The following is a 19,142-nucleotide window of genomic DNA, read 5'->3' on the forward strand; positions in this document are numbered from 1 at the left end:
CCGGGCGGTTCGGGGAGTGCGGAGGGGCCTGATGGGAGAAGGTACGGCGGGTGGCGGCGGGGCGCCGCCCACGATCGACACCTCGGTGTCGCATGTCGCGCGGATCTGGAACTACTGGCTGGGCGGGAAGGACAACTACCCCGTCGACCGCGAGGTCGGCGAGCAGATCCTGGGGATCCTGCCCGAGGTCGCGGTGCTGGCGCGGGCCTCGCGGGCGCTGCTGGTGCGCGCGGTCACCCACCTAGCCGGCGAGGCGGGGGTGCGGCAGTTCCTGGACATCGGCACCGGGCTGCCGACCCAGGACAACACGCACGAGGTGGCGCAGCGGGTGGCGCCGGAGTCGCGGGTGGTCTACGTCGACAACGACCCGCTGGTGCTGGCGCACGCCCGCGCGCTGCTGGTGGGCAGCCCCGAGGGCGAGACCGACTACGTCGACGCCGACGTGCGCGACCCGGCCCGGGTGCTGCGCGAGGCGTCGCGCACGCTCGACCTCGACCGGCCGGTCGCGCTGATGCTGATGGGCATCATGGAGTTCGTCACCGACGACGGCCAGGCGCGCGCCGTGGTCCGCGAGCTGATGGACGCGCTGCCCTCGGGCAGCTACCTGATGATGTACGACGGCACCAACGTCGTGCACCGCGAGCGCTCCGACGCCGTCGCCCGGCAGTGGAACGCGTCCGGCTCCACCCCGCTGGTGCTGCGCAGCCCCGAGCAGATCGCCGGATTCTTCGACGGTCTGGAGCTGCTGGAGCCCGGCGTCGTCTCGCTCACCCGCTGGCGCCCGGAGCCCGGCACCGGCGACGGCCCCGAGGTCGACGCCTTCTGCGGCCTGGGCCGCAAGCCCTGAACCGCGCCGCGCGGCCGGCTCAGCGGTCCAGGTAGGCCAGCACCGCGCGGACCCGGCGGTGGCCGGAGTCGGTGGGGGCGAGGTCGAGCTTGCCGAAGATGTTGCCGATGTGCTTGTGCACGGCCCGCTCGGTGACGAACAGGCGGGCGGCGATCTCGGCGTTGTCCAGGCCCTCGGCCATCAGCTGGAGCACGTCGCGCTCGCGGGCGGTCAGCCGGTCCAGCGGGTCGGAGCGGCGCACCAGCAGCTGGGCGACGGCCTCGGGGTCCATCGCGGTGCCTCCGGCGGCCACCCTGCGCAGCGCGTCGATGAAGTCGTCCACCCGCGCCACCCGGTCCTTGAGCAGGTAGCCCACGCCGCCCTTGCCGTCGGAGAGCAGTTCGCGTGCGTAGACCTGCTCGACGTACTGGGAGAACAGCAGCACCGGCAGCCCGGGGACGATCCGGCGGGCCTCCAGCGCGGCCTGCACACCCTCGTCGCGGAAGCTGGGCGGCAGCCGCACGTCCACGATGGCGACGTCGGGCTCGTGCTCGGCGACGGCCGCCAGGAAGGCGGGGGCGTCGCCGGTGGTCGCCACCACCGTCATGCCCGACGCGGACAGCAGCAGGTTCAGTCCCTCGGCCAGCACCGCACTGTCCTCGACGATCACGATCCGCACGGCAGCACCGCCCGCACCGTGGTGGGGCCGCCGACCGGGCTGTGCAGGGTGAACTCTCCGTCGAGAGCGGCCACCCGGCGCGCCATTCCCGACACCCCGGTGCCCGAGCCCGCGTCCGCGCCGCCGAGGCCGTCGTCCACCACCTCCACGTGCAGCCGGTCGCCCCGGCGCTCCAGGCCGACGGTCACACTGCCGGCGGCGGAGTGCTTGGCCGCGTTGGTCAGCGCCTCGGCCACCACGAAGTAGGCGGTCGCCTCCACGGCCGCCGGGACGGAGCCCAGCTCGCCGGCGTCCAGCCGGGCGGGCACGGCGCTGCGGGCCACCAGGGCGGAGGCGGCGCCGACCAGGCCGCGGTCGGTGAGGATCGGCGGGTACATGGTGCGGATGACCTGGCGCAGCTCCGTCATCGCCTCCTCGGCGCCGCTGCGGGCGTCGCGCAGCAGCGCGGCCACCTTCTCCGGGTCGTCGTTGAGGGTGCGCTCGGCCAGGCCGAGCCGCATCGCCAGCGCGACCAGCCGCGCCTGGGTGCCGTCGTGCAGGTCGCGCTCGATGCGGCGCAGCTCGGAGGCGTGCGCGTGCAAAGCGTCGGCGCGGGTCTCGGTCAGCGTCTCCACCCGCTCGGCCAGCTCCTGCTTGACCGAGCGCCCGAGCAGGGCGCGCGCCATCCGGGCCTGCAACCGGGCCAGCGGGCTCGTCGCCCACAGCAGCAGCGCGCCGATCACCGCCAGCTGCCCGGCGCCCAGCACCAGCGCGCCGGTCCAGTCGGTGACGGGCAGGCCCAGCATGCTGACCGGCGCCCCGGCGGGCGCCACCCACCACAGCGCCGCCTGGAGCACGGTGGCCGGCGCGCCGATGAGCGCGAACAGGCCGAGGAAGCCCAGCGGCAGGCCGGTGGCGACGTGCGCCACCACCCAGCCCAGCTCGCGCGGGACCAGCGCGTCGGAGCGCAGCCGCCGGAACTGGGCGCCGATGCCGCGCGGGAGCGGGCGGTGCCGCAGCGGGACCTCCACCCCCAGGTGGCGGCCGACCCGGCGGCGCTCGACGTCGGCCCACAGCCGCAGCCCGGCCAGGGCGCGCGGGAACAGCAGCAGTCCAAGGCCGCCGACGGCGAAGGACGCGACGGAGACCATCAGCAGCGGCGGCACCAGCAGGGAGGCGATGGCCGAGGCCATGCCCACCGTGAGGTATCCGGCCGAGCGCAGCCCGTCCACGAGCCTCGATGACAGGCCGCTACGGGCCGTGAGCGTGTTCATGCCGAGGATTATTCAACGCCGGGACGGGCGGGCGGAGTAGAGCGGACTACACCTTCGGCCGTCGCGTCCGCAGGCTCGTGGCCGCCCCGGCGCCCGCCTAGCGTCGGGCCGCATGACCGATACGACCCGAACGTTCTCCGACGACGGCCCGGACCCGGCCGTCCGGCCCCGCGTCGAGTGGCGCGGCATCGCGCTCTTCGTCGCGCTCGCCATGGGCGGCGCCTGGCTGGCCATGCTGCCACTGCTGATCAGCGGCTTCCAGCGCACCGGCACCGACCTGGCGATGGGCGTGCCCGAGCGGATCTCCATCGCGGTGATGATGTTCACCCCCGCGATCGCCGCCGTCGTGGCGCTGGTGACGGTGCACCGCCGCCGCAGCCTGCGGGCGCTGCGCACCTCGCTGGGCCTGGTGCTGCCCGGCTCGCCGGGCGCGCTGGCCCGCCAGATCCTGTTCGCCGCCGCCGTGCCCGTCGCCATCCAGCTGGCGATCCTGTGCCTGTGCGCGCTGGCCGGCACCTACCGCTTCGACCTGGCCGACTTCTCCGGCTTCCGCAGCCAGTTCGCCCCCGACACCATGGGCGCGCAGGGCGTGCCGTGGGCGGCGCTGGCCGGCTGGGCGCTCGCACTGCTGCCGGCCCTGCTCGTCTCGCTGCCGCAGTTCTTCGGCGAGGAACTGGGCTGGCAGGGCTACCTGCTGCCCAAGCTGGCGCCGCTGGGCGTCGCCCCCGCCCTGATCGGCACCGGCGCGGTCTTCGCCCTGTGGCACGGGCCCACCCTGGTGATGGGCGGCCAGTACCCGGGGGTGCCGTGGCCGATGGCGGTGGGCATGATGCTGGTCAGCACGGTGCTGCTGCTGCCCATCCTGGCCTGGCTGCGGATGCGCTCGGGCTCGGTGTGGCCCGCCGTGGTGGCGCACACGATGATCAGTACCGTCTGCATACAGCTGACCTGGGTGCTCGCCGACGCCGACGCGCCCTTCCACCCGCTGACGGTCGGGATGACCAGCTGGCTCGGCTGGGTGGTGATGGGCGGCTTCACCGCCTTCCTGGCGCTGACCGGACGGCTCCGCTTCGCCGCGCCGACCGCGAAGGACGCCGCCCCGTGACGCGACGCGCCCCTGCCTCCGCGGGGGGCGGGACAGGGGCGCGGCCGGGTGGACCTCGGTCCGGGTCAGTGCGGGTTGGCGGCGTGGGTCAGGGTCTCCCACGACACGAACAGGTTGTTGGTGCCGGCCGGGCGCTGGCGCTCGGTCAGCTCCCAGGTCTCGGGCATGGGGTGGCCGAGGCGGTGGGCCAGCGCGTTGTAGCCGACCTCGGTGATCGGGCCCATCCGCTTGTCGAACTCGCCGCCGCACAGCCACTCGGGCATCTCGGCGCCGTTCTCGTAGGCGGAGTGGAAGCCCAGCGCCAGCCGCAGCCGCTCCCCGACCTCCGGGTACAGGGACGCGCCCTGGATCCGGCTGGTCTCGGCGACGTGGGAGATGGACGACAGCCCGTAGCCGGTGTGCCCGAAGTCGCGGCAGGTCTCCTGGGTGAGGCCGTCCACGAAGCGGTCCTGGCCCTGCCAGTAGTCGACGATCTCCTCGCGCGACTCAAGCTCGCTGTCGGGGTCGGTCCGGGGCAGCTCGCCGTCGGAGCTGAGGTAGATGTAGGCCGGGACCCGCTCGCGGAACATGTCCACGGCGCGGTCGTAGGCCTCGCGGTCCTCCAGGAAGACCGAGATGCCGATGGCGGCCTCGGTCATGCTCAGCTCCCAGTTGCCGTTGCCGTCGTGCCCCTCCTCCACCACGGGGAGGTAGACCTCGCGCAGCATGTCGGAGAAGTCGGCGATGTCGTCGTCCTCCCAGCCGCCGTAGGTGTAGCGGATGATCTCCGCGGCGCGCGGCCACGACGACCCGGCCCACGCGGTCTGCAGCGGGGCGTTGTCGTCGGTGTGCTCCTCGATCTCGCCGGACCAGGCGTTCATGATCTCGATCGCCTGCTCGGCGTAGCGGGGGTCCTCGGTGATGTACCAGGCCAGCGAGAGCGTGTACGCGGCGATGGCGTCCTCGCGCTCGTCGGTGCAGCCCTTGTTGGGCTTGGTGTAGGGGCCGCACTGCACGACCTCGCGCGGCTTGGGCTCGCGGTCCGGCTCGGCGTAGTCGCTGGCCATCATCTGCTCGAAGGCCTCGGTCCACGGCTGCGCGCCCGACTGGACGCGCTCGCGCACGAAGTCCAGCTGCGACCGGCTGACCAGCACCCCGGGGTGGGTGAAGGTCTCCGGCGCCGCGACGGACGCCTCCGCCGAGCGGGGCTCGGCCGCGGCCTTCGCGAGCGGCAGCGCCGACGCCGGGGCGGCGGTGCCGATCACCATCAGCACGGAGGTGACGGCGAGCGCCCAGATCCGGGCGAGCTTTCGCGGTGAGGTCATCGCTCTCCTCAAGAGGGCACACGGGACGGCACCCGTGTACGTCGGGAAGGGCTGTGCGGGCGCCCCTTCGGGGGCTGCTCAGGGCGAAAACGGCATGAGACACACCGAGCTGTCGGGCCTGCCGATGGCAGGGCCGTCCCGGACAGCATCAAATAGGAAAGTTTCCTAAATTAAAGGGTAGGCAAACACACGGCAACGAGGTCGACCGTATGCCGGGGTCTCATGGAGGCTACCCGCTGATAGCGGCTGCTGCGAACATGCTCACGCAGGTCAGCCAGGGTGCGGGTGTCTCGTTCGCCCCGTGCCCCGGATCCGCCGCCGCGCATGCGGCAGCGCCCTTTCGGGACGGGGCAGGGATGTCCGCGCGGTGGGGACCGGGCGGACGCGCGCTATGCCGGATATCACATAGAGGGACTTTCCGGCCTTTCGCGCGAGCCGATGACAAACGGCTCTGCAAGGTACTCAATAACCTGGCGGAGTGGATTATTCCACCGCCCGGAGAACCGCTCCGCGGCACGGGCGCAAAGCGCCGGAATGCCGTTCGCTGCGGCCTTTTCGCACCGGTGGGCGGGGACGCGCAGCCGCGTCCCCGCCCACCGGCGGTACCGGGCCGGGCCGCCTGCGGCCGGCCCGGCCTGGCGCTACAGGGCGCCGACGTTCACGTCGATGCAGGCGTAGAAGGCGTTGGAGGTGTCGTAGACGTTCCAGACCGCCAGGATGGTCTGCCTGCCGCTGAGGCCGCTGAGGTTGACGTTGTGGGAGAGGGAGTACGGCGGCTGGGTGCCGCCCTGGTCGAAGGTGGCCAGCCGGCGGCCGCCGAGCACGTAGTACTCCCAGGTGCTGGTGCGGTGCGGCACGGTCAGCGTCCAGGTGAAGGTCACCGAGCTGCCGACCGGGCTGACCCGCCAGCCGCGGTTGTTGTCGCTCAGCTCCGCGAAGCGGGCGTTGCCGCCGTGGCAGTTCATCTGGCCCTTGGGGCCCTCGACGCTCTGCGGCTCCCACTGGATGTCGCCGCACGGCACGACGCGCTGGGCGCACTGCGCCTGGCGGCTGGCCGGGGCGGAGACGTAGCCGTGCGCGTTGGCGGTTCCGGCGGGCAGCAGCGCGAACAGGATCGGGGTGGCGGCGGCGACCGCCGCCGCCGACAGGAGCTTCCTCTTCCAGGACATGCGGGGGGCCTTTCTGGAGGTCCCGCGCCTCCCCCGGTGCCGAAGGCGGACGGGGTCGCCCGGTTCCGGCGGAGGCGCGGTAGCGGGGAGGTGAGGGCCGTGGGGACCCACGGGCCAGGCGGACGTCGGTCGCTGCGGCGGCGGACGGGTTCGTCCCCGATGTCCCGGTGGCCGCCGGCCTGCGCCACTGGTATTCGAATCCGCCGATTGGTCGGAACCGTAATTCGGCGACCACTCTCGGTCAAGGGCCGCAGCAGCCCGAAATCCCCGCCATGCCGCGGATCCGGGCCGATCCGTAACCGTGGTCCATGCCCGCCGAATGCGTCCGGAAGGGTCTGGTATCGACGCCGCGAATGGCGGGAAATGGGCGCGACCAGTACGGCGGCGCGATCAGCGGCCTACTGGTCTAGGCCGGTGGCGGTATACCGGCTACAGACCGGTAACGGTCCCCGCGCCGTGGCTAAGACTTTGCTGTCCGCTGGGTTAGATCCCTGTCACCTTCGAGTCAGGTACGCCCGCAGGAAACAGCCCCCGGGGGCGCTCGGCACCCCCGGGGGCGAGGTGGTCGGCGGCTCAGTCCTGGCCGCCGAGGATCCGGGTCTCGGTGATGCTCGTCCAGTCGTTGTCGGTGTTGCCGCTCCCCACGATCCGCACATAGCGCGCGTCGGCGGGCTCGCCGAGGGCGTAGACCTCCTCCCGCAGGGTCTCGCCGCCGCTCGAACCCTCGTACCGGGTCGTCCAGTCCGTGCCGTCGTCGGAGGTCCGGATCTCGAAGTCGTGCCGGCGCGTATCGCCCCGGTGCCAGGCCAGCCCCACCGAGCCGACCTGCCGCACGGAGCCGAGGTCGTACTCGATCCACACGCCGTCGCCCTCGTCCGACCAGCGGGTGCCCAGGTCGCCGTCCAGCGTGTTCTCGGGCTCGTTGCCGTCGTCGCCGCTCGCGGTGACCTCCGACACCTCCAGCTCGTCGCCCGCCGGCGGGTCCTGGTCCGGCGGCGTGCCGGCGTCCTCGCCGATCGTCACGTCGTGGATGATCACCTCGCCGTAGTTGTCCTCGTCGCAGGGGTCGGAGTTGCCGCAGTTGGCCTGGGTGTAGGCGCCCGCCTTGAAGTAGCCCGTGGTGAAGTCCGCGTCGAGCGTGGCCACCTCTTCGCCGTTGTAGTACGCGTGGATCGTTCCGTCCTCGACCACGAACCTGACCTGGAAGCGGGTGTTGAGCCGGAAGTCGTCGGTGACCAGCTGGTGGTTGCTGTCGTCCCCGTCGGTGACGTAGAGGTTCGACCCCTCGATCCGGAACACCGAGACGTCGTCGTCACCGCCGTGGATCTGCCCGACGACGAGGTGCGGCCGGTCGTTGGGCAGCCGGGTCACGGTCTGGTCGATGGTCATCACGTGCCTGCCCTCGTCGGCGGCCCAGGACGCCTCGTCGTCGCCGTCCATCTCGCGCAGCTCCGAGCGCGGGTAGTTGGAGCCGCTGGTGGTCACCCCGTCGACCGCGGCCCGGAACCGGACCCCCTCGCAGTTCTCCGCCACCGTGAACCACGGGTCCACCGCGTAGCTCGCCAGCTCCGGCTGCTCGACCTCGTCAGGACTCTCCTCCTCACCGATCGGCAGCTGGATCTTCCAGGAGTCCAGGTCCAGCACGTCCGCGGGGTACTCGCATTCCTGGGCCGCCGCCGGGGCCTGCGCCGCCGGGCCGGGGGCGGCCAGCACCGGAGCCCCGGCCACCGTCCCGGCCGCCAGCACGCCCACGGCCGCGATCGTCACCATCCGAAGTTGGGTCATGACGGAAGCGTAGGAGCGCGCGCCCGGAATCAGGGGCCACGTGTCTCCTTCCTGCCAGCTGCGACGACGCGCGGGCGGCCGCGTTCCGCGATCGTCACCGGGATTTCCGCCACCGCCCCGCGGACGGCCGCTCCCCGGTAACGCGAACGCGCTCCCCCGGTCCTCAGCGCGCTCTTAACCGGGTGTGCCACTGTGGCCGCATCGGGGGTTGCGATACGGCGGAGGCGGGATGCGGGTCCTGGTCGTCGAGGACGATGTGCGGCTGGCGGGGGTGCTCAGCTCCGGGCTGCGCGCCGAGGGCATGGACGTCGACGTGGTGCACGACGGCTACGACGGCTACTGGCAGGCGCGCGAGGGCGCGCACGACGTGGTCGTGCTCGACGTGCTGCTCCCCTCGGCCAGCGGCTACGAGGTGGCGCGGCGGCTGCGCTCGGAGCGCGTCTGGACGCCGCTGCTGATGCTGACCGCCAAGGACGGCGAGTACGACGAGGCCGACGGCCTGGACGCCGGAGCCGACGACTACCTGCGCAAGCCCTTCTCCTTCGTGGTGCTGGTGGCGCGGCTCCGCGCGCTGGCCCGGCGCGGGTCCACCCCCAGGCCGCGGCTGCTCAGCCACGGCGGCCTGTGCCTGGACCCCGAGTCGGGCGACTGCACCGTCGACGGCGAGCCGGTCGAGCTGCGGCCGCGCGAACGCGCGCTGCTCGAGGTGCTGCTGCGCAACCGCGACCGGGTGCTGTCCAAGGGGCGGCTGCTCGACGCCGTCTGGGGCCTGGACGCCGACAGCGACACCAACCTGGTGGAGGTGTACGTCTCCTACCTGCGGCGCCGGATCGGGGCCGAGCGGGTGCAGACCGTGCGCGGCCTCGGCTACCGGCTGGTCGACCCCGATGCCTGACACCCCCCGGCGCTGGTGGCGCACCCTGCGGGTGCGGGTGACCGCGCTGGTCACGGTGGCGGTGGCCGCCGCGCTCGCGGTCGCCTCCGTCGTCCTCGTCCTCACCATGCGCGGCACCCTGATCGGCGAGGTGCGGCAGACCGCCGAGGCCGAGGTGGCGCGGGTCGCGGCCGAGCTGGAGCAGGGGCGCACGCCCACCGAGGGCGAGTGGTCGGCCGTGTCGGGCTTCACCATGATCCAGGTCCGCGACGAGCAGGGGCGGCTGCTCGCCGAGTTGCCCGAGCCGGCGGCCGAGGCGGCCGCGGAGCGCCCCGCCGTGCCGGACGCGGACGGCGGGGACGCCGCCGAGCGGCGGGCCGCCGACGCCGACGCCTCGCCGGGTCCGGCCGCCGACGAGCTGGTGGTGGCGGAGCGGACCGTCACCACGCCCGACGGCGTGCTCACCGTGGTGGCGGCCTCGCGCATCGGTCCGGCGGCGCACGGCGTCGACCTGGTGGTGAACGCGCTGATGGTGGCGGCGCCGCTGCTCACCCTGTTCGTCGCGGTGCTGGCCTGGTTCGCGGTGGACCGCTCGCTGCGGCCGATCGAGGCGGTGCGGCGGCGGGCCGAGGCGATCAGCCACGCCAACCTGGGCGAGCGGCTGCCGCAGGCGGCCACCGGCGACGAGGTCGAGCGGCTGACCGCCACCCTCAACGCGATGCTGGACCGGCTGGACGCCGGAGCCCGCCGGCAGCGCGAGTTCGTCTCCGACGCCTCGCACGAGCTGCGTACCCCGCTGGCGGCGATGCGCGCCGAGATCGAGGTGGCGCGGGCGCACGGCACCGCGTCGGGCTGGCGGGCGACGGCCGACCGGCTGCTCGCCGACCACCGGCGGATCGAGCGGCTGACCGGCGACCTGCTGCTGCTGGCCCGCTTCGACGACGGCTCGGTGGCCCGCCGCGCCGAGCCGGTGCGGCTGGACGAGCTGGTGGCCGGGGAGCTGGCCGCGCTCACCCGCGCCGAGGCGGCGGCGTCGCTGCGCCCGGTCCAGGTGCGGGGGGTGCCCGCGGAGCTGGCCCGGCTGGTCCGCAACCTGCTCGACAACGCCGACCGCTACTCCGCCGGGCGCGTCGCCGTGACGCTGGCCGCCGAGCCGGGCTCCGAGCCCGGGGCCGGCACCGCCGTGCTGACCGTGGACGACGACGGCCCCGGCATCCCGCCCGACCAGCGCGAACGGGTCTTCGACCGCTTCTACCGGCTGGACGGCAGCCGTGACCGCTCCAGCGGCGGCACCGGCCTCGGCCTGGCCCTGGCCCGCCGGATCGCCCGCGCCCACGACGGGGACGTGGTGGTCGCCGCCGCCCCGCTGGGCGGCGCCCGCTTCACCGTCCGGCTGCCCGCGGCGGACTGAGGCCCGGGCGGCGCCGCGGTTCCGGCCGTTCCGACCTGCCCGCCTGCGGCCTGATGGGCGTACAATTCCCCGCGCGGTGATGATCCGCGTTACGAACATCGGCACATACAGCGATGGAGCGCCGCGTGAGCATCCCTCCGCCCCCCGGGCAAGGCCCCGGCAGGTACTACCCCTCGGCGCCCCCGCCCCCCGGCGACGGCGCGCGCCCCAAGCCGCCGAAGCGCCCCATGGGCGCCGCCGGAGTCGCCTTCACCATCATCGGCTGCGGTGCCCTGCTCGTCCTGGCCATGTTCATCGGCTTCATCGCCGTCATCATGAGCGCCGACGGCGATTCCTCAGGCTCCTCGGACTCCTCCTCCGACGCCGAGGCGAGCGCCGCCCCCACCGGCCCGGCCACCGAGCGCTTCGGCCCCGAGACCGTCTCGGTGGACCTCGACAGCGGCGACCGCTTCTACATCGACCTGGACGCCGGGACTCCGCAGTGGACCGGCGCCGAGATGTCCGGGCACGACCTGATCATGTCCTTCCTGATCACCCCGGCGCTGCTGTCGCACGACTCCACCGAGATGACCATCGCGCCCGTCGCCCCGGGCGAGCAGCCCGGCCGCGACGGCTGCTGGGAGCTGCTGGCGGAGGATCCGACCTACCAGGTCGAACTGGAGCAGGACGTGCCCTTCTGCCTGGAGACGACTGATGGGCGCATCGCCTTCGTCGAGATCACCGAGGTCACCGACGCGGCCGTCGCGGTGCGGGCGACCGTCTGGGAGTGAGCCCGGCGCGGGCCGGGTGGAGCAGTACCGCTGAGAGGAACGGAGCAGTCGGTGCCGAAGCGCAACCGGGGCGGGCAGCCCCACAACCCCGCCTGGGACGACGGCTGGCGCAGGGCGGTCGACCTGCGCGAGGCCCTGCTGGCCGGAGCCCCCCTGCCCACGATCCCGTTCATCCCGGTGCGCACCCGCCCCAACGAGGTGGCGCACGCCGAACTCGTGCTCGACTACTCCCGCTACTACGGGATGAACGTCAGCTACCAGCAGAACTCCGGCTTCTACTTCGGCTCGGCGCTGTTCGTCGCGGCCGGCGTGGCCGCCGACTCCATCAGCAACGCCTCGGCCAGGTCGCGCGCCCAGGCGATGGCCGCGCCCCAGTGGCGCGACTTCCAGCAGATCGGCGTCTTCGTCACCAACCAGCGGCTGGTCGCGATGGTCGACGGCTCGCGCTGGCTGTCGTGGGACCACGACGCCAATGTGCAGGTGCAGCCGCTGCTGGACCACTGGAGCGTGGTGCAGTACTTCGAGAACTCCGAGCCGCTGCGCTGGCACGGCCCGGCGGCGCCGTGGCTGTCGGTGGCGCTCGTCTACCTTGCGCTGGGCGAGAACCACCTCCGCCACCACCCCGAACTGCGGCCGCTGTCGATGATCCAGGGCTGAGCGGACCGCCCCTCACCTGGGCACAAGCCCGCTCTCAGCCCGGTTAAGCGGCGGCCAAGCTCCGCCCGCCACCGTGGTGCGTGACATCGAGGTCACCAACCACGGAGGTGAGGGCCATGGCGGCCTACCCCATCACGATCCGCCCGGCGGCCCGCGCCGCACTCGCCGCGGTCCCCGCGCTGCTGGCCGGCCTGCTGCTCGCCTCGTGCGGCGGCGGCGCCGAGGGCTCCGGCGCGGAAGCGGGCCCGTCGGCCGCGTCGGGCGAGGACGCCCTGCTCGCCTACGCGCAGTGCATGCGCGACCAGGGCGTCGAGATGCCCGACCCGGAGCCGGGTGAGCCCGCGTCGCTGTACGAGGGCGTCGACCAGGACTCCCCCGCGTTCACCGCGGCCGACGAGGCGTGCGCGGAGCACCTGGCCGGAGTTGTGCAGGAGCGCCAGAACACCGACCCCGAGGAGGAGCAGCAGAACAACGACGAACTGCTCGCGATCGCCGAGTGCCTGCGTGAGCAGGGCATCGACGTACCCGACCCGGTGCCTGGCCAGGAGGGCGGCCCCTTCGCCGGTGAGCTGGACCGCACCGACCCGGCCGTCCAGGAGGCGCTGGACGCCTGCTCCGACGCCGGGGTGGCGCCGTCCGAGGGCGGCGGGGAATGAGGCCGTCGAAGCGGACCGCCGTCCTGGTGGCGGTGCCCGGGGCGCTGCTGCTCGGCGCGGCGTCGGTGGCCTGGGCCCAGGCCGGGACGGCGGAGGGCGAGGGCGAGGAGCAGTCGGCGCCCAGCACCGCCGAGGTCGCCGTCCGCGACCTCGCGCACACCGAGACACTGTCGGGCGTCATCACCTACGACGAGCTGCGCGCCATCCCGTCGGGCCGCTCCGGCACGGTCACCCGGCTGCCCGAGGTGGGCGAGACGGTGGCCTCCGGCGAGGAGCTGATGCGCATCGACGAGGAGCCGGTGGTGCTGGTCGACGGCTCCGTACCGGCCTGGCGCGACCTCCAGTACGGGGTCTCCGACGGCGCCGACGTGCGGCAGCTGGAAGAGGCGCTGGTCGCGCTCGGCCACGCCGAGGAGAGCCCGACCTTCCCCGACCGGGACTGGGACTGGGCGACCAGCTACGCGCTGCAGGAGTTCCAGGACGAGACGGGCGCGCCCGTCGACGGGGTCGCCTCGCTCGGCGAGATCGTCTTCGCCGACGGGTCCGTGCGCATCGCCGTGCAGGAGGTCGCGGTCGGCGGCCAGGCCAGTGCCGGGCAGCCCGTCGTCCAGGTGTCCGCCACCGACCGGATCGTCACGGTCGAGCTGGCACCGCTCGACCGCGACCTCGTCAGCGAGGACATGGCGGTGGAAGTGGCGCTGCCCACCGGGGAGCGGCTGCCGGGGACGGTGACCGAGGTCGGCTCCACCCTGGAGGCCAATGCCGAGGGCGAGGACGTCTACCAGGTCACCGTGGCGCTGGAGGACTCCGGCGCCGCCGACGATCTCGCCCTGGCGCCGGTGAGCGTGTCGGCGGTCTCCACCGTCGCCGAGGACGCGCTGACCGTGCCCGTCACGGCCGTGGTCGGGGTGCCCGGCGGCGGCCACGCGGTGGACCTGGTCGGCGCCGACGGGACCACCACCCGCGTGCCGGTGGAGCTGGGCGCCTGGGGCGACGGCTTCGTCCAGGTGGCGGGCGGGGTCTCCGAAGGCGATCTGGTGGAGGTGCCGGAGTGAGCCGCCCGGTGCTCGAACTGGTCGACGTGCGGCGCAGCTACCCGGGCAGCCCGCCGGTGCGGGCGCTCGACGGCGTGGACCTGACCGTGCGCTCCGGCGACTGGGTGGCGGTCGTGGGACCGTCCGGCTCGGGCAAGTCCACGCTGCTGAACCTGATGGGCGCGCTGGACCGGCCCAGCTCGGGCACGGTGCGCGTCGACGGCCACGACGTGGGCGGGCTGGACGACGCCCAGCTGTCGGCGCTGCGCGGGCGCGCGCTGGGCTTCGTCTTCCAGTCCTTCCACCTGCTCAAGAGCCTCAACGCGGTGGAGAACGTGGCGACGGGGCTGCTGTACCGCGGCGTGCCGGCGGCCGAGCGGCGCGAGCGCGCCGCCGAGGCGCTGCGCCGGGTGGGCCTCGGCCACCGGCTGGACCACCGGCCGGCCCGGCTGTCGGGCGGGGAGTGCCAGCGGGTGGCCGTGGCGCGCGCCCTGGTGGGCGAGCCCGCGCTGCTGCTCGCCGACGAGCCGACCGGCAATCTGGACTCCAAGACCAGCCGGGACATCATGGAACTGTTCGGCCGGCTGCACGCCGAGGGCACCACCATCGTGCTCATCACCCACGACGAGGACACCGCCCGCGCGGCGGCCCGCCGCGTCCACCTGCGCGACGGCCGCGTCTCCGAACCCGCGACAGCCGCGGCGGTGACACCATGACCGGCCCGCAGGGCGGCGGCACGCCGGAAGAAACGACGGCGAAGGCGACTGTGACCACCGAATCGACGGCGGCTGCGTCGGATGACGCTCGATCGGGCGCCACGGGTCGCCGCCGTCGCAAGGCCCCTCCCGGGCGCCCCGGGACAGAGCGCCCGGGGACAGACCGCCCCTCGGCGGACGGGGCGCGCGGCGAGGGCCTGACCGCGTCGGTGCTCACACCGCGCGACGCGCTGTCGGTCGGGCTGCTCGGGCTGGCCGGGCGGCGCGGGCGGGCGCTGCTCACCTCGGTGGGCATCGCGATCGGTATCGCAGCCATGGTGGCCGTGGTCGGGATCTCGGCCTCGTCGCAGGCCAACCTGCTGGCCGTCCTGGACGACCTGGGCACCAACTACCTGACGGTGGCGCCCGGGCAGTCGCTCAGCGGCGACGAGCAGCCGCAGCTGCCGACCGAGGCGACGGCGCGGCTGTCGCTGCTGGACGAGGTGCAGGCGGTGTCGGGGGTGGCGCAGCTCGACGCGACCGTGCGCCGCAGCGACCGGATGCCGGCCACCGACACCCGCGGCACCGTGGTGCTGGCCGCCGAACCGAACCTGCTGGCCACCCTGAACGGGAACCTGGCGCAGGGGCGCTGGCTGGACGACGCGGCCGAGGGCTACCCGACCGTGGTCCTCGGCGCCACGGCGGCCGAGCGCCACGGCGTCTCCCTGGCCGGCGGCGGGCAGCTGGTCTGGCTCGGCGAGCAGTGGTTCTCCGTCGTCGGCGTGCTGCAGCCGCTGCCGCTGGCGCCGGAGCTGGACAACGCCGCCCTGATCGGCACGGCGGTCGCGGCCGACGCCTTCGGCTTCGCGGGCTCTCCCACCACGGTGTACCTGCGGGCGGATCCCGACGACATCGAGACCGTGCGCGAGGTCGCCGCCGTCACCGCCGATCCGGACAGCCCGGAGGAGGTGGAGGTGACCCGCCCCTCGGACGCCCTGGAGGCACGGGCGGCCACCGAGACCGCGTTCACCGCGCTGCTGCTCGGGCTGGGCGGGGTGGCGCTGCTGGTCGGCGGGGTCGGCATCGCCAATGTGATGGTGATCTCGGTGCTCGAACGGCGCGACGAGATCGGCGTCAGGCGGGCTCTGGGCGCCACCCGCCGCCACATCCGCACCCAGTTCCTGGTCGAGGCCGTCGCCCAGGCGGGGGTGGGCGGTATCGCGGGCATGCTGCTCGGCGCGGTCATCACCGTCGGCTACGCCCTGGCGATGGGCTGGCCGATCGCGCTCCCGGTGGAAGGGCTCGCGGGCGGGGTGGCCGCCGCCCTCGTCGTCGGCGCCCTGGCCGGGCTGTATCCCGCGAACCGGGCCGCCCGCCTGGACCCCGCGGAGGCCGTGCGCCCGGCCTGAACCACCGGGCGGGACACGCCCGCACCGCGCTCCGCCCGCCCCCCTTTCCGAGCGGACCGCGCCCGCCCCGTGTCCCGCCCGGCCCCACGCCCGTCCGGGCCGCCCACCGGGGACCGGTGGCCGGACGGGCGCCTCGGCGTCTCCGGCGCGCCGCTCGCGCCGTCCGCCGAGTCACCGCCGCAATTCCGGGTGCCCCTCCGCCCACTCCTCGAAGCTCGTCAGCGGGATGCCGAGGGCGCGGGCGAACTCCGGGCGGGCGGGCTGGCCGGTCACGTTGATGAAGTCGTGGGCGATGCCCATCCAGGGCATGCCCGCCTCGACCGCCTGCTCCGGCGTCATATCGGGTGCGGCCAGCTCGGTGCCCAGCGCGCGGGACAGCACCTCGGCGATCTCCGTCATCGTGCGGTAGTCGCTCGCCAGCTCCAGTTCGACCTGGTGGAAGCGCTCCGGTTCGGCGATGGCCGCGGCGGCCGCCGCGCCGATGTCGTCGACGGCGACGAGCGAGATCCACGTCTTCGGCTTGAGCACGGTCACCAGGCCGCCCTCGACGCCGTGCGGGAAGAGGAAGGCCAGCGAGGGCAGGAAGTTGTCCATGAAGAAGGCCGGCTTGAGCAGCGTCCAGTGCGTGAAGCCCGCCGCGCGCACGCGGTCCTGGATCCCGGCCTTGGCCGCGTAGTAGGGCTCCATCGGCGCCCAGCGGCCTTCGGCCCAGCCCGGCATCTCCTCGTGCTGCCCGGCACCGGAGACGGACGTGTGCACGAACTGCGGCACACCCGCGGTGATCGCCGCTTCGACCAGGTTGACGCCCTGGGCCAGCTCGCCCTCGGAGTCGTAACCGTCGCCCTTCGGCTCGGGCATCTGCATCGAGAAGACGGCCCGGGCGCCTCGCGCGGCCCTGGTCAGGGAGTCGCGGTCGCGGAGGTCGCCGGTGACCAGCTCGGCGCCGAGCGCTTCGACGGCCTTCGCCCGCTCGGTCGAGGGGTCGCGGACCAGCGCGCGGACGGGCACGTCCGCCTTGAGCAGGGCGCGGGCGGTGGCGCCGCCCTGCCGACCGGTGGCGCCGGTGACCAGGACAGGTGCGGAATCGGTGGCCATGCGGCCCCTCCCAGGGTTCGCGGACGATAAACGGCGGGCCCCGCCGTTTCCTGTTGACTAAAATACGGAGGGCCCCGCCACTTAGCAAACCCTGAGGTGACGCCATGCCGACCCAGCGTGCCGACGCCCGCCGCAACCACGCGCGGCTGCTCGCCGTCGCCGAGGAGGAGATCGCCGCGCACGGCGCCGCCGCCTCCCTGGAGCAGATCGCCCGTACCGCCGGAGTCGGCTCGGCCACCGTGCGCCGCCACTTCCCCAGCCGCCGCGCCCTGCTGGAGGCGGTCTTCCGCGGCCGCATCGAGACCCTGTGCGCGCACGCCCGCGAGCTGGCGGGCGCGGCCGACGCCCGGGCCGCCCTGCTGGAGTGGCTGCGCGCCGTCACCGCCTACGGCGCGCGCACCCGCGGGCTGGTCGCCGTGCTCGACCGGTGCGCGCCGGGCGACGACGGGGCGCCGGACGCCTGCGCGGCGCGGCTCGCCCAGGCGGGCGCCCCGCTGCTGCGCCGCGCCGCCCAGGACGGCGCGGTCGCACCGGACGTGGCCGTCGCCGACCTGCTCACCTTGATCACCGGCATCGTGCTGGCCACCGAGCACCACCCGGACCCCGCCGCCGAGGCGGACCGGCTGCTCGCCCTCGCCGTGGCCGGGATCAGCCCACGGCGGTGACGGACGGGCTCCGGGCTCAGCGCCGGGACCGGCCGCCCGCGGGCGCCTGGCCGCGCAGCGGGGCGCGGGCGAACTCGGCCATGCCGGTGGCGAAGTCCACGGTGGGGCGCCAGCCGAGTTCGGCGGCGAGGCGCCGCGAGGAGGCCGTGATGTGGCGGACGTCGCCCAGGCGGTACTCGCCGGTGACCACCGGGGCCGGGCCACCGTACGCCTCGGCGAGCGCCGCCGCCATCTCGCCCACGGTGTGCGGGGTGCCGCTGCCCGCGTTGAAGGGCGCCAGCACACCCGCCTCGCGGTCCGCGACGGCCTGGAGCGCCGCCACGTTGGCCCGCGCGATGTCCGCGACGTGCACGAAGTCGCGCCGCTGGCCGCCGTCCTCGTAGACGCGGGGCGCCTCGCCCCTGGCCAGCGCCGAGCGGAAGAAGGACGCGACCCCGGCGTAGGGGGTGTCGCGCGGCATGCCGGGGCCGTAAACGTTGTGGTAGCGCAGCGAGATCGCCCGTGCGCCGGTGGCGCGGGCCCACGCGGCGGCCAGGTGCTCCTGGGCGAGCTTGGTCGCGGCGTAGACGTTGCGCGGGTCGGTGGGGGCGTCCTCGCCGACCAGGGCGGGCAGCAGCGGCGCGCCGCAGGTGGGGCAGGGCGGTTCGAAGCGGCCGGCGTCCAGGTCGGCGACCCGGCGCGGGCCGGGGCGCACGGCGCCGTGCAGCTCGCAGGTGTAGCGGCCCTCGCCGTACACGACCATGGAGCCCGCGAGCACCAGCTCGCGCGGACCGCGCCGGGCCATCGCGGCCAGCAGCACGGCGGTGCCGAGGTCGTTGACGCCGACGTAGTCGGGCGCGTCGGCGAAGTCGGTGGACAGGCCCACCATCGCGGCCTGGTGGCAGACGGCGTCCACGCCGCGCAGCGCGTACTCGACGGTGTCGGCGTCGCGCACGTCGCCGCGCACCGTCCGCACACCGGGCCGGTCCCCGACGTCGGCGCCCCCCGGGTGCGCCGAGGGGAGGAAGGCGTCGAGCACGACCACCTCGTGCCCGGCCGCCACCAGGGCTTCCGCGATGTGCGACCCGATGAACCCGGCGCCGCCCGTCACCAGTACACGCATGCCGCCGACGCTACGCCCGCCGACCCCGGGACGCCGTCACCGAGCGCAGCGCGTCAGGCTTTCGTAAGGCGGACGGGCGCGGTGCGGCCCTCGGAGTCGGCGGTCAGGGCGCGGGTTCGTCCCGATCGCCGGGTTCGGTCGGGTCGGGCTCGTCGTCGGTGGTCTGTTCTTTGAGGAGTTGGCGGACGTCGTCGGCGGTGTAGCGGCGGTGTCCGCCCAGGGTGCGGATGTAGGTGAGTTTTCCTTGGCGGGCCCAGCTGGAGACGGTCTTGGGGTGGACGCGGAACAGGTTGGCGACCTCTTGGGCGGTCATGAGTTCGGGTAGGGCGCCCTGGAGTTCTTCGGGGAGTGGGAGGCGCTCCGGCAGGCGGCTGGGGTCGAACCAGTAGTGGCCGCTGACGAAAACGGCGTACACCTCGTCGGCGTCGGCCAACTCCTTCAACGCTTGGGGGGTGCGGCCCGACAACCGGGCGGCCTCGCCCAGCGGAACCATGGACGCGGGCATACGGGGGTGTCCTCCGATGTCAGGAGCGGTCGGGTGATGTCCGGTGCAGTCGAGTGCTGTCGGGTCGTGTCGGGCAGTGTCGGGTGCTGTCGGGTGCTGGTCCCGGCCGTGAGGGGAGCCTCCCCCATCGAGCCGCACCGCCCCCGCT

The 19,142-nt window shown here is 74.2% G+C and carries 19 protein-coding genes; 11 read left to right on the forward strand and 8 right to left on the reverse strand.

All coding sequences use genetic code 11. The features are described from left to right. Positions 1-31 precede the first annotated feature (31 nt). Complete coding sequence (locus CLV72_RS19035; protein WP_106248092.1) at positions 32-847, forward strand: SAM-dependent methyltransferase; 816 nt, start codon at positions 32-34, stop codon at positions 845-847. 19 nt (positions 848-866) lie between these two features. Here CLV72_RS19035 and CLV72_RS19040 read toward each other — a convergent pair whose 3' ends face one another. Then, a complete protein-coding gene (locus CLV72_RS19040; protein ID WP_106248094.1) occupies positions 867-1,505 on the reverse strand; it encodes a LuxR C-terminal-related transcriptional regulator in 639 nt (212 codons plus the stop codon). Further along, positions 1,493-2,758, reverse strand: coding sequence for a sensor histidine kinase (locus tag CLV72_RS19045; protein WP_106248097.1), 1,266 nt, complete (start codon positions 2,756-2,758; stop codon positions 1,493-1,495). The genes CLV72_RS19040 and CLV72_RS19045 overlap by 13 nt, the downstream gene beginning before the upstream one ends. 112 nt (positions 2,759-2,870) lie before the next feature. Between CLV72_RS19045 and CLV72_RS19050 the strand changes: the two genes are divergently transcribed. Then, the gene (locus CLV72_RS19050) at positions 2,871-3,863 is read left to right on the forward strand and encodes a CPBP family intramembrane glutamic endopeptidase (RefSeq protein ID WP_211302954.1); all 993 of its coding nucleotides are present in this window, start codon (positions 2,871-2,873) and stop codon (positions 3,861-3,863) included. 65 nt (positions 3,864-3,928) lie between these two features. Here CLV72_RS19050 and CLV72_RS19055 read toward each other — a convergent pair whose 3' ends face one another. The 3 genes from CLV72_RS19055 to CLV72_RS19065 all read right to left on the reverse strand — a co-directional run bounded on the left by CLV72_RS19055 (position 3,929) and on the right by CLV72_RS19065 (position 8,121). Beyond that, positions 3,929-5,167: an alginate lyase family protein gene (locus tag CLV72_RS19055; RefSeq protein WP_211302955.1), complete on the reverse strand. Its 1,239-nt coding sequence runs from the start codon at positions 5,165-5,167 to the stop codon at positions 3,929-3,931. A gap of 641 nt (positions 5,168-5,808) precedes the next feature. Continuing rightward, positions 5,809-6,336, reverse strand: coding sequence for a lytic polysaccharide monooxygenase auxiliary activity family 9 protein (locus CLV72_RS19060; protein ID WP_106248099.1), 528 nt, complete (start codon positions 6,334-6,336; stop codon positions 5,809-5,811). Between the two features lie 573 nt (positions 6,337-6,909). Further along, positions 6,910-8,121 carry a polysaccharide lyase family 7 protein gene (locus CLV72_RS19065; RefSeq protein ID WP_106248102.1) on the reverse strand — a complete coding sequence of 404 codons (1,212 nt, stop codon included), beginning with the start codon at positions 8,119-8,121 and terminating at the stop codon, positions 6,910-6,912. A 229-nt stretch (positions 8,122-8,350) separates the two neighbouring features. On the opposite strand from CLV72_RS19065, the gene CLV72_RS19070 reads away from it, so the two are divergent. From CLV72_RS19070 to CLV72_RS19105, 8 genes are all read left to right on the forward strand, one after another. Next, positions 8,351-9,016 (forward strand): response regulator transcription factor, encoded by a 666-nt coding sequence (locus CLV72_RS19070; RefSeq protein WP_106248104.1) that lies wholly within the window; start codon positions 8,351-8,353, stop codon positions 9,014-9,016. After that, positions 9,009-10,406, forward strand: coding sequence for a sensor histidine kinase (locus CLV72_RS19075; protein WP_106248107.1), 1,398 nt, complete (start codon positions 9,009-9,011; stop codon positions 10,404-10,406). Before CLV72_RS19070 ends, CLV72_RS19075 begins: the two co-directional genes overlap by 8 nt. 125 nt (positions 10,407-10,531) lie before the next feature. Next, positions 10,532-11,176, forward strand: coding sequence for a hypothetical protein (locus CLV72_RS19080; RefSeq protein WP_146159494.1), 645 nt, complete (start codon positions 10,532-10,534; stop codon positions 11,174-11,176). Positions 11,177-11,227: 51 nt separating this feature from the next. Further along, positions 11,228-11,833: a hypothetical protein gene (locus CLV72_RS19085; protein WP_106248113.1), complete on the forward strand. Its 606-nt coding sequence runs from the start codon at positions 11,228-11,230 to the stop codon at positions 11,831-11,833. Between the two features lie 116 nt (positions 11,834-11,949). Next, positions 11,950-12,489, forward strand: coding sequence for a hypothetical protein (locus CLV72_RS19090; protein ID WP_106248115.1), 540 nt, complete (start codon positions 11,950-11,952; stop codon positions 12,487-12,489). Further along, on the forward strand, positions 12,486-13,544 hold the full coding sequence (locus CLV72_RS19095; protein WP_106248117.1) for an efflux RND transporter periplasmic adaptor subunit: 1,059 nt from the start codon (positions 12,486-12,488) through the stop codon (positions 13,542-13,544). Before CLV72_RS19090 ends, CLV72_RS19095 begins: the two co-directional genes overlap by 4 nt. Then, positions 13,541-14,239, forward strand: a complete 699-nt coding sequence (locus CLV72_RS19100) for an ABC transporter ATP-binding protein (protein ID WP_106248120.1) — start codon at positions 13,541-13,543, stop codon at positions 14,237-14,239. Before CLV72_RS19095 ends, CLV72_RS19100 begins: the two co-directional genes overlap by 4 nt. A 209-nt stretch (positions 14,240-14,448) precedes the next feature. Continuing rightward, entirely contained in the window at positions 14,449-15,627 is a 1,179-nt protein-coding gene (locus tag CLV72_RS19105) for an ABC transporter permease (RefSeq protein ID WP_245930305.1), read from the forward strand. Positions 15,628-15,798: 171 nt separating this feature from the next. On the opposite strand, the gene CLV72_RS19110 is transcribed toward CLV72_RS19105, so the two are convergent. Next, positions 15,799-16,722 (reverse strand): NmrA/HSCARG family protein, encoded by a 924-nt coding sequence (locus CLV72_RS19110; RefSeq protein WP_106248124.1) that lies wholly within the window; start codon positions 16,720-16,722, stop codon positions 15,799-15,801. A gap of 104 nt (positions 16,723-16,826) precedes the next feature. On the opposite strand from CLV72_RS19110, the gene CLV72_RS33685 reads away from it, so the two are divergent. Next, entirely contained in the window at positions 16,827-17,387 is a 561-nt protein-coding gene (locus tag CLV72_RS33685; RefSeq protein WP_106248127.1) for a TetR/AcrR family transcriptional regulator, read from the forward strand. A 16-nt stretch (positions 17,388-17,403) separates the two neighbouring features. Here the strand turns inward: CLV72_RS33685 and CLV72_RS19120 are convergent, their stop codons facing one another. Further along, the gene (locus CLV72_RS19120; RefSeq protein ID WP_106248130.1) at positions 17,404-18,489 is read right to left on the reverse strand and encodes an NAD-dependent epimerase/dehydratase family protein; all 1,086 of its coding nucleotides are present in this window, start codon (positions 18,487-18,489) and stop codon (positions 17,404-17,406) included. A 103-nt stretch (positions 18,490-18,592) separates the two neighbouring features. Then, on the reverse strand, positions 18,593-18,994 hold the full coding sequence (locus CLV72_RS33965) for a BldC family transcriptional regulator (RefSeq protein ID WP_425428082.1): 402 nt from the start codon (positions 18,992-18,994) through the stop codon (positions 18,593-18,595). Positions 18,995-19,142: the final 148 nt, after the last annotated feature.

The organism is Allonocardiopsis opalescens, from assembly GCF_003002095.1.
Taxonomy (GTDB): domain Bacteria; phylum Actinomycetota; class Actinomycetes; order Streptosporangiales; family Streptosporangiaceae; genus Allonocardiopsis; species Allonocardiopsis opalescens.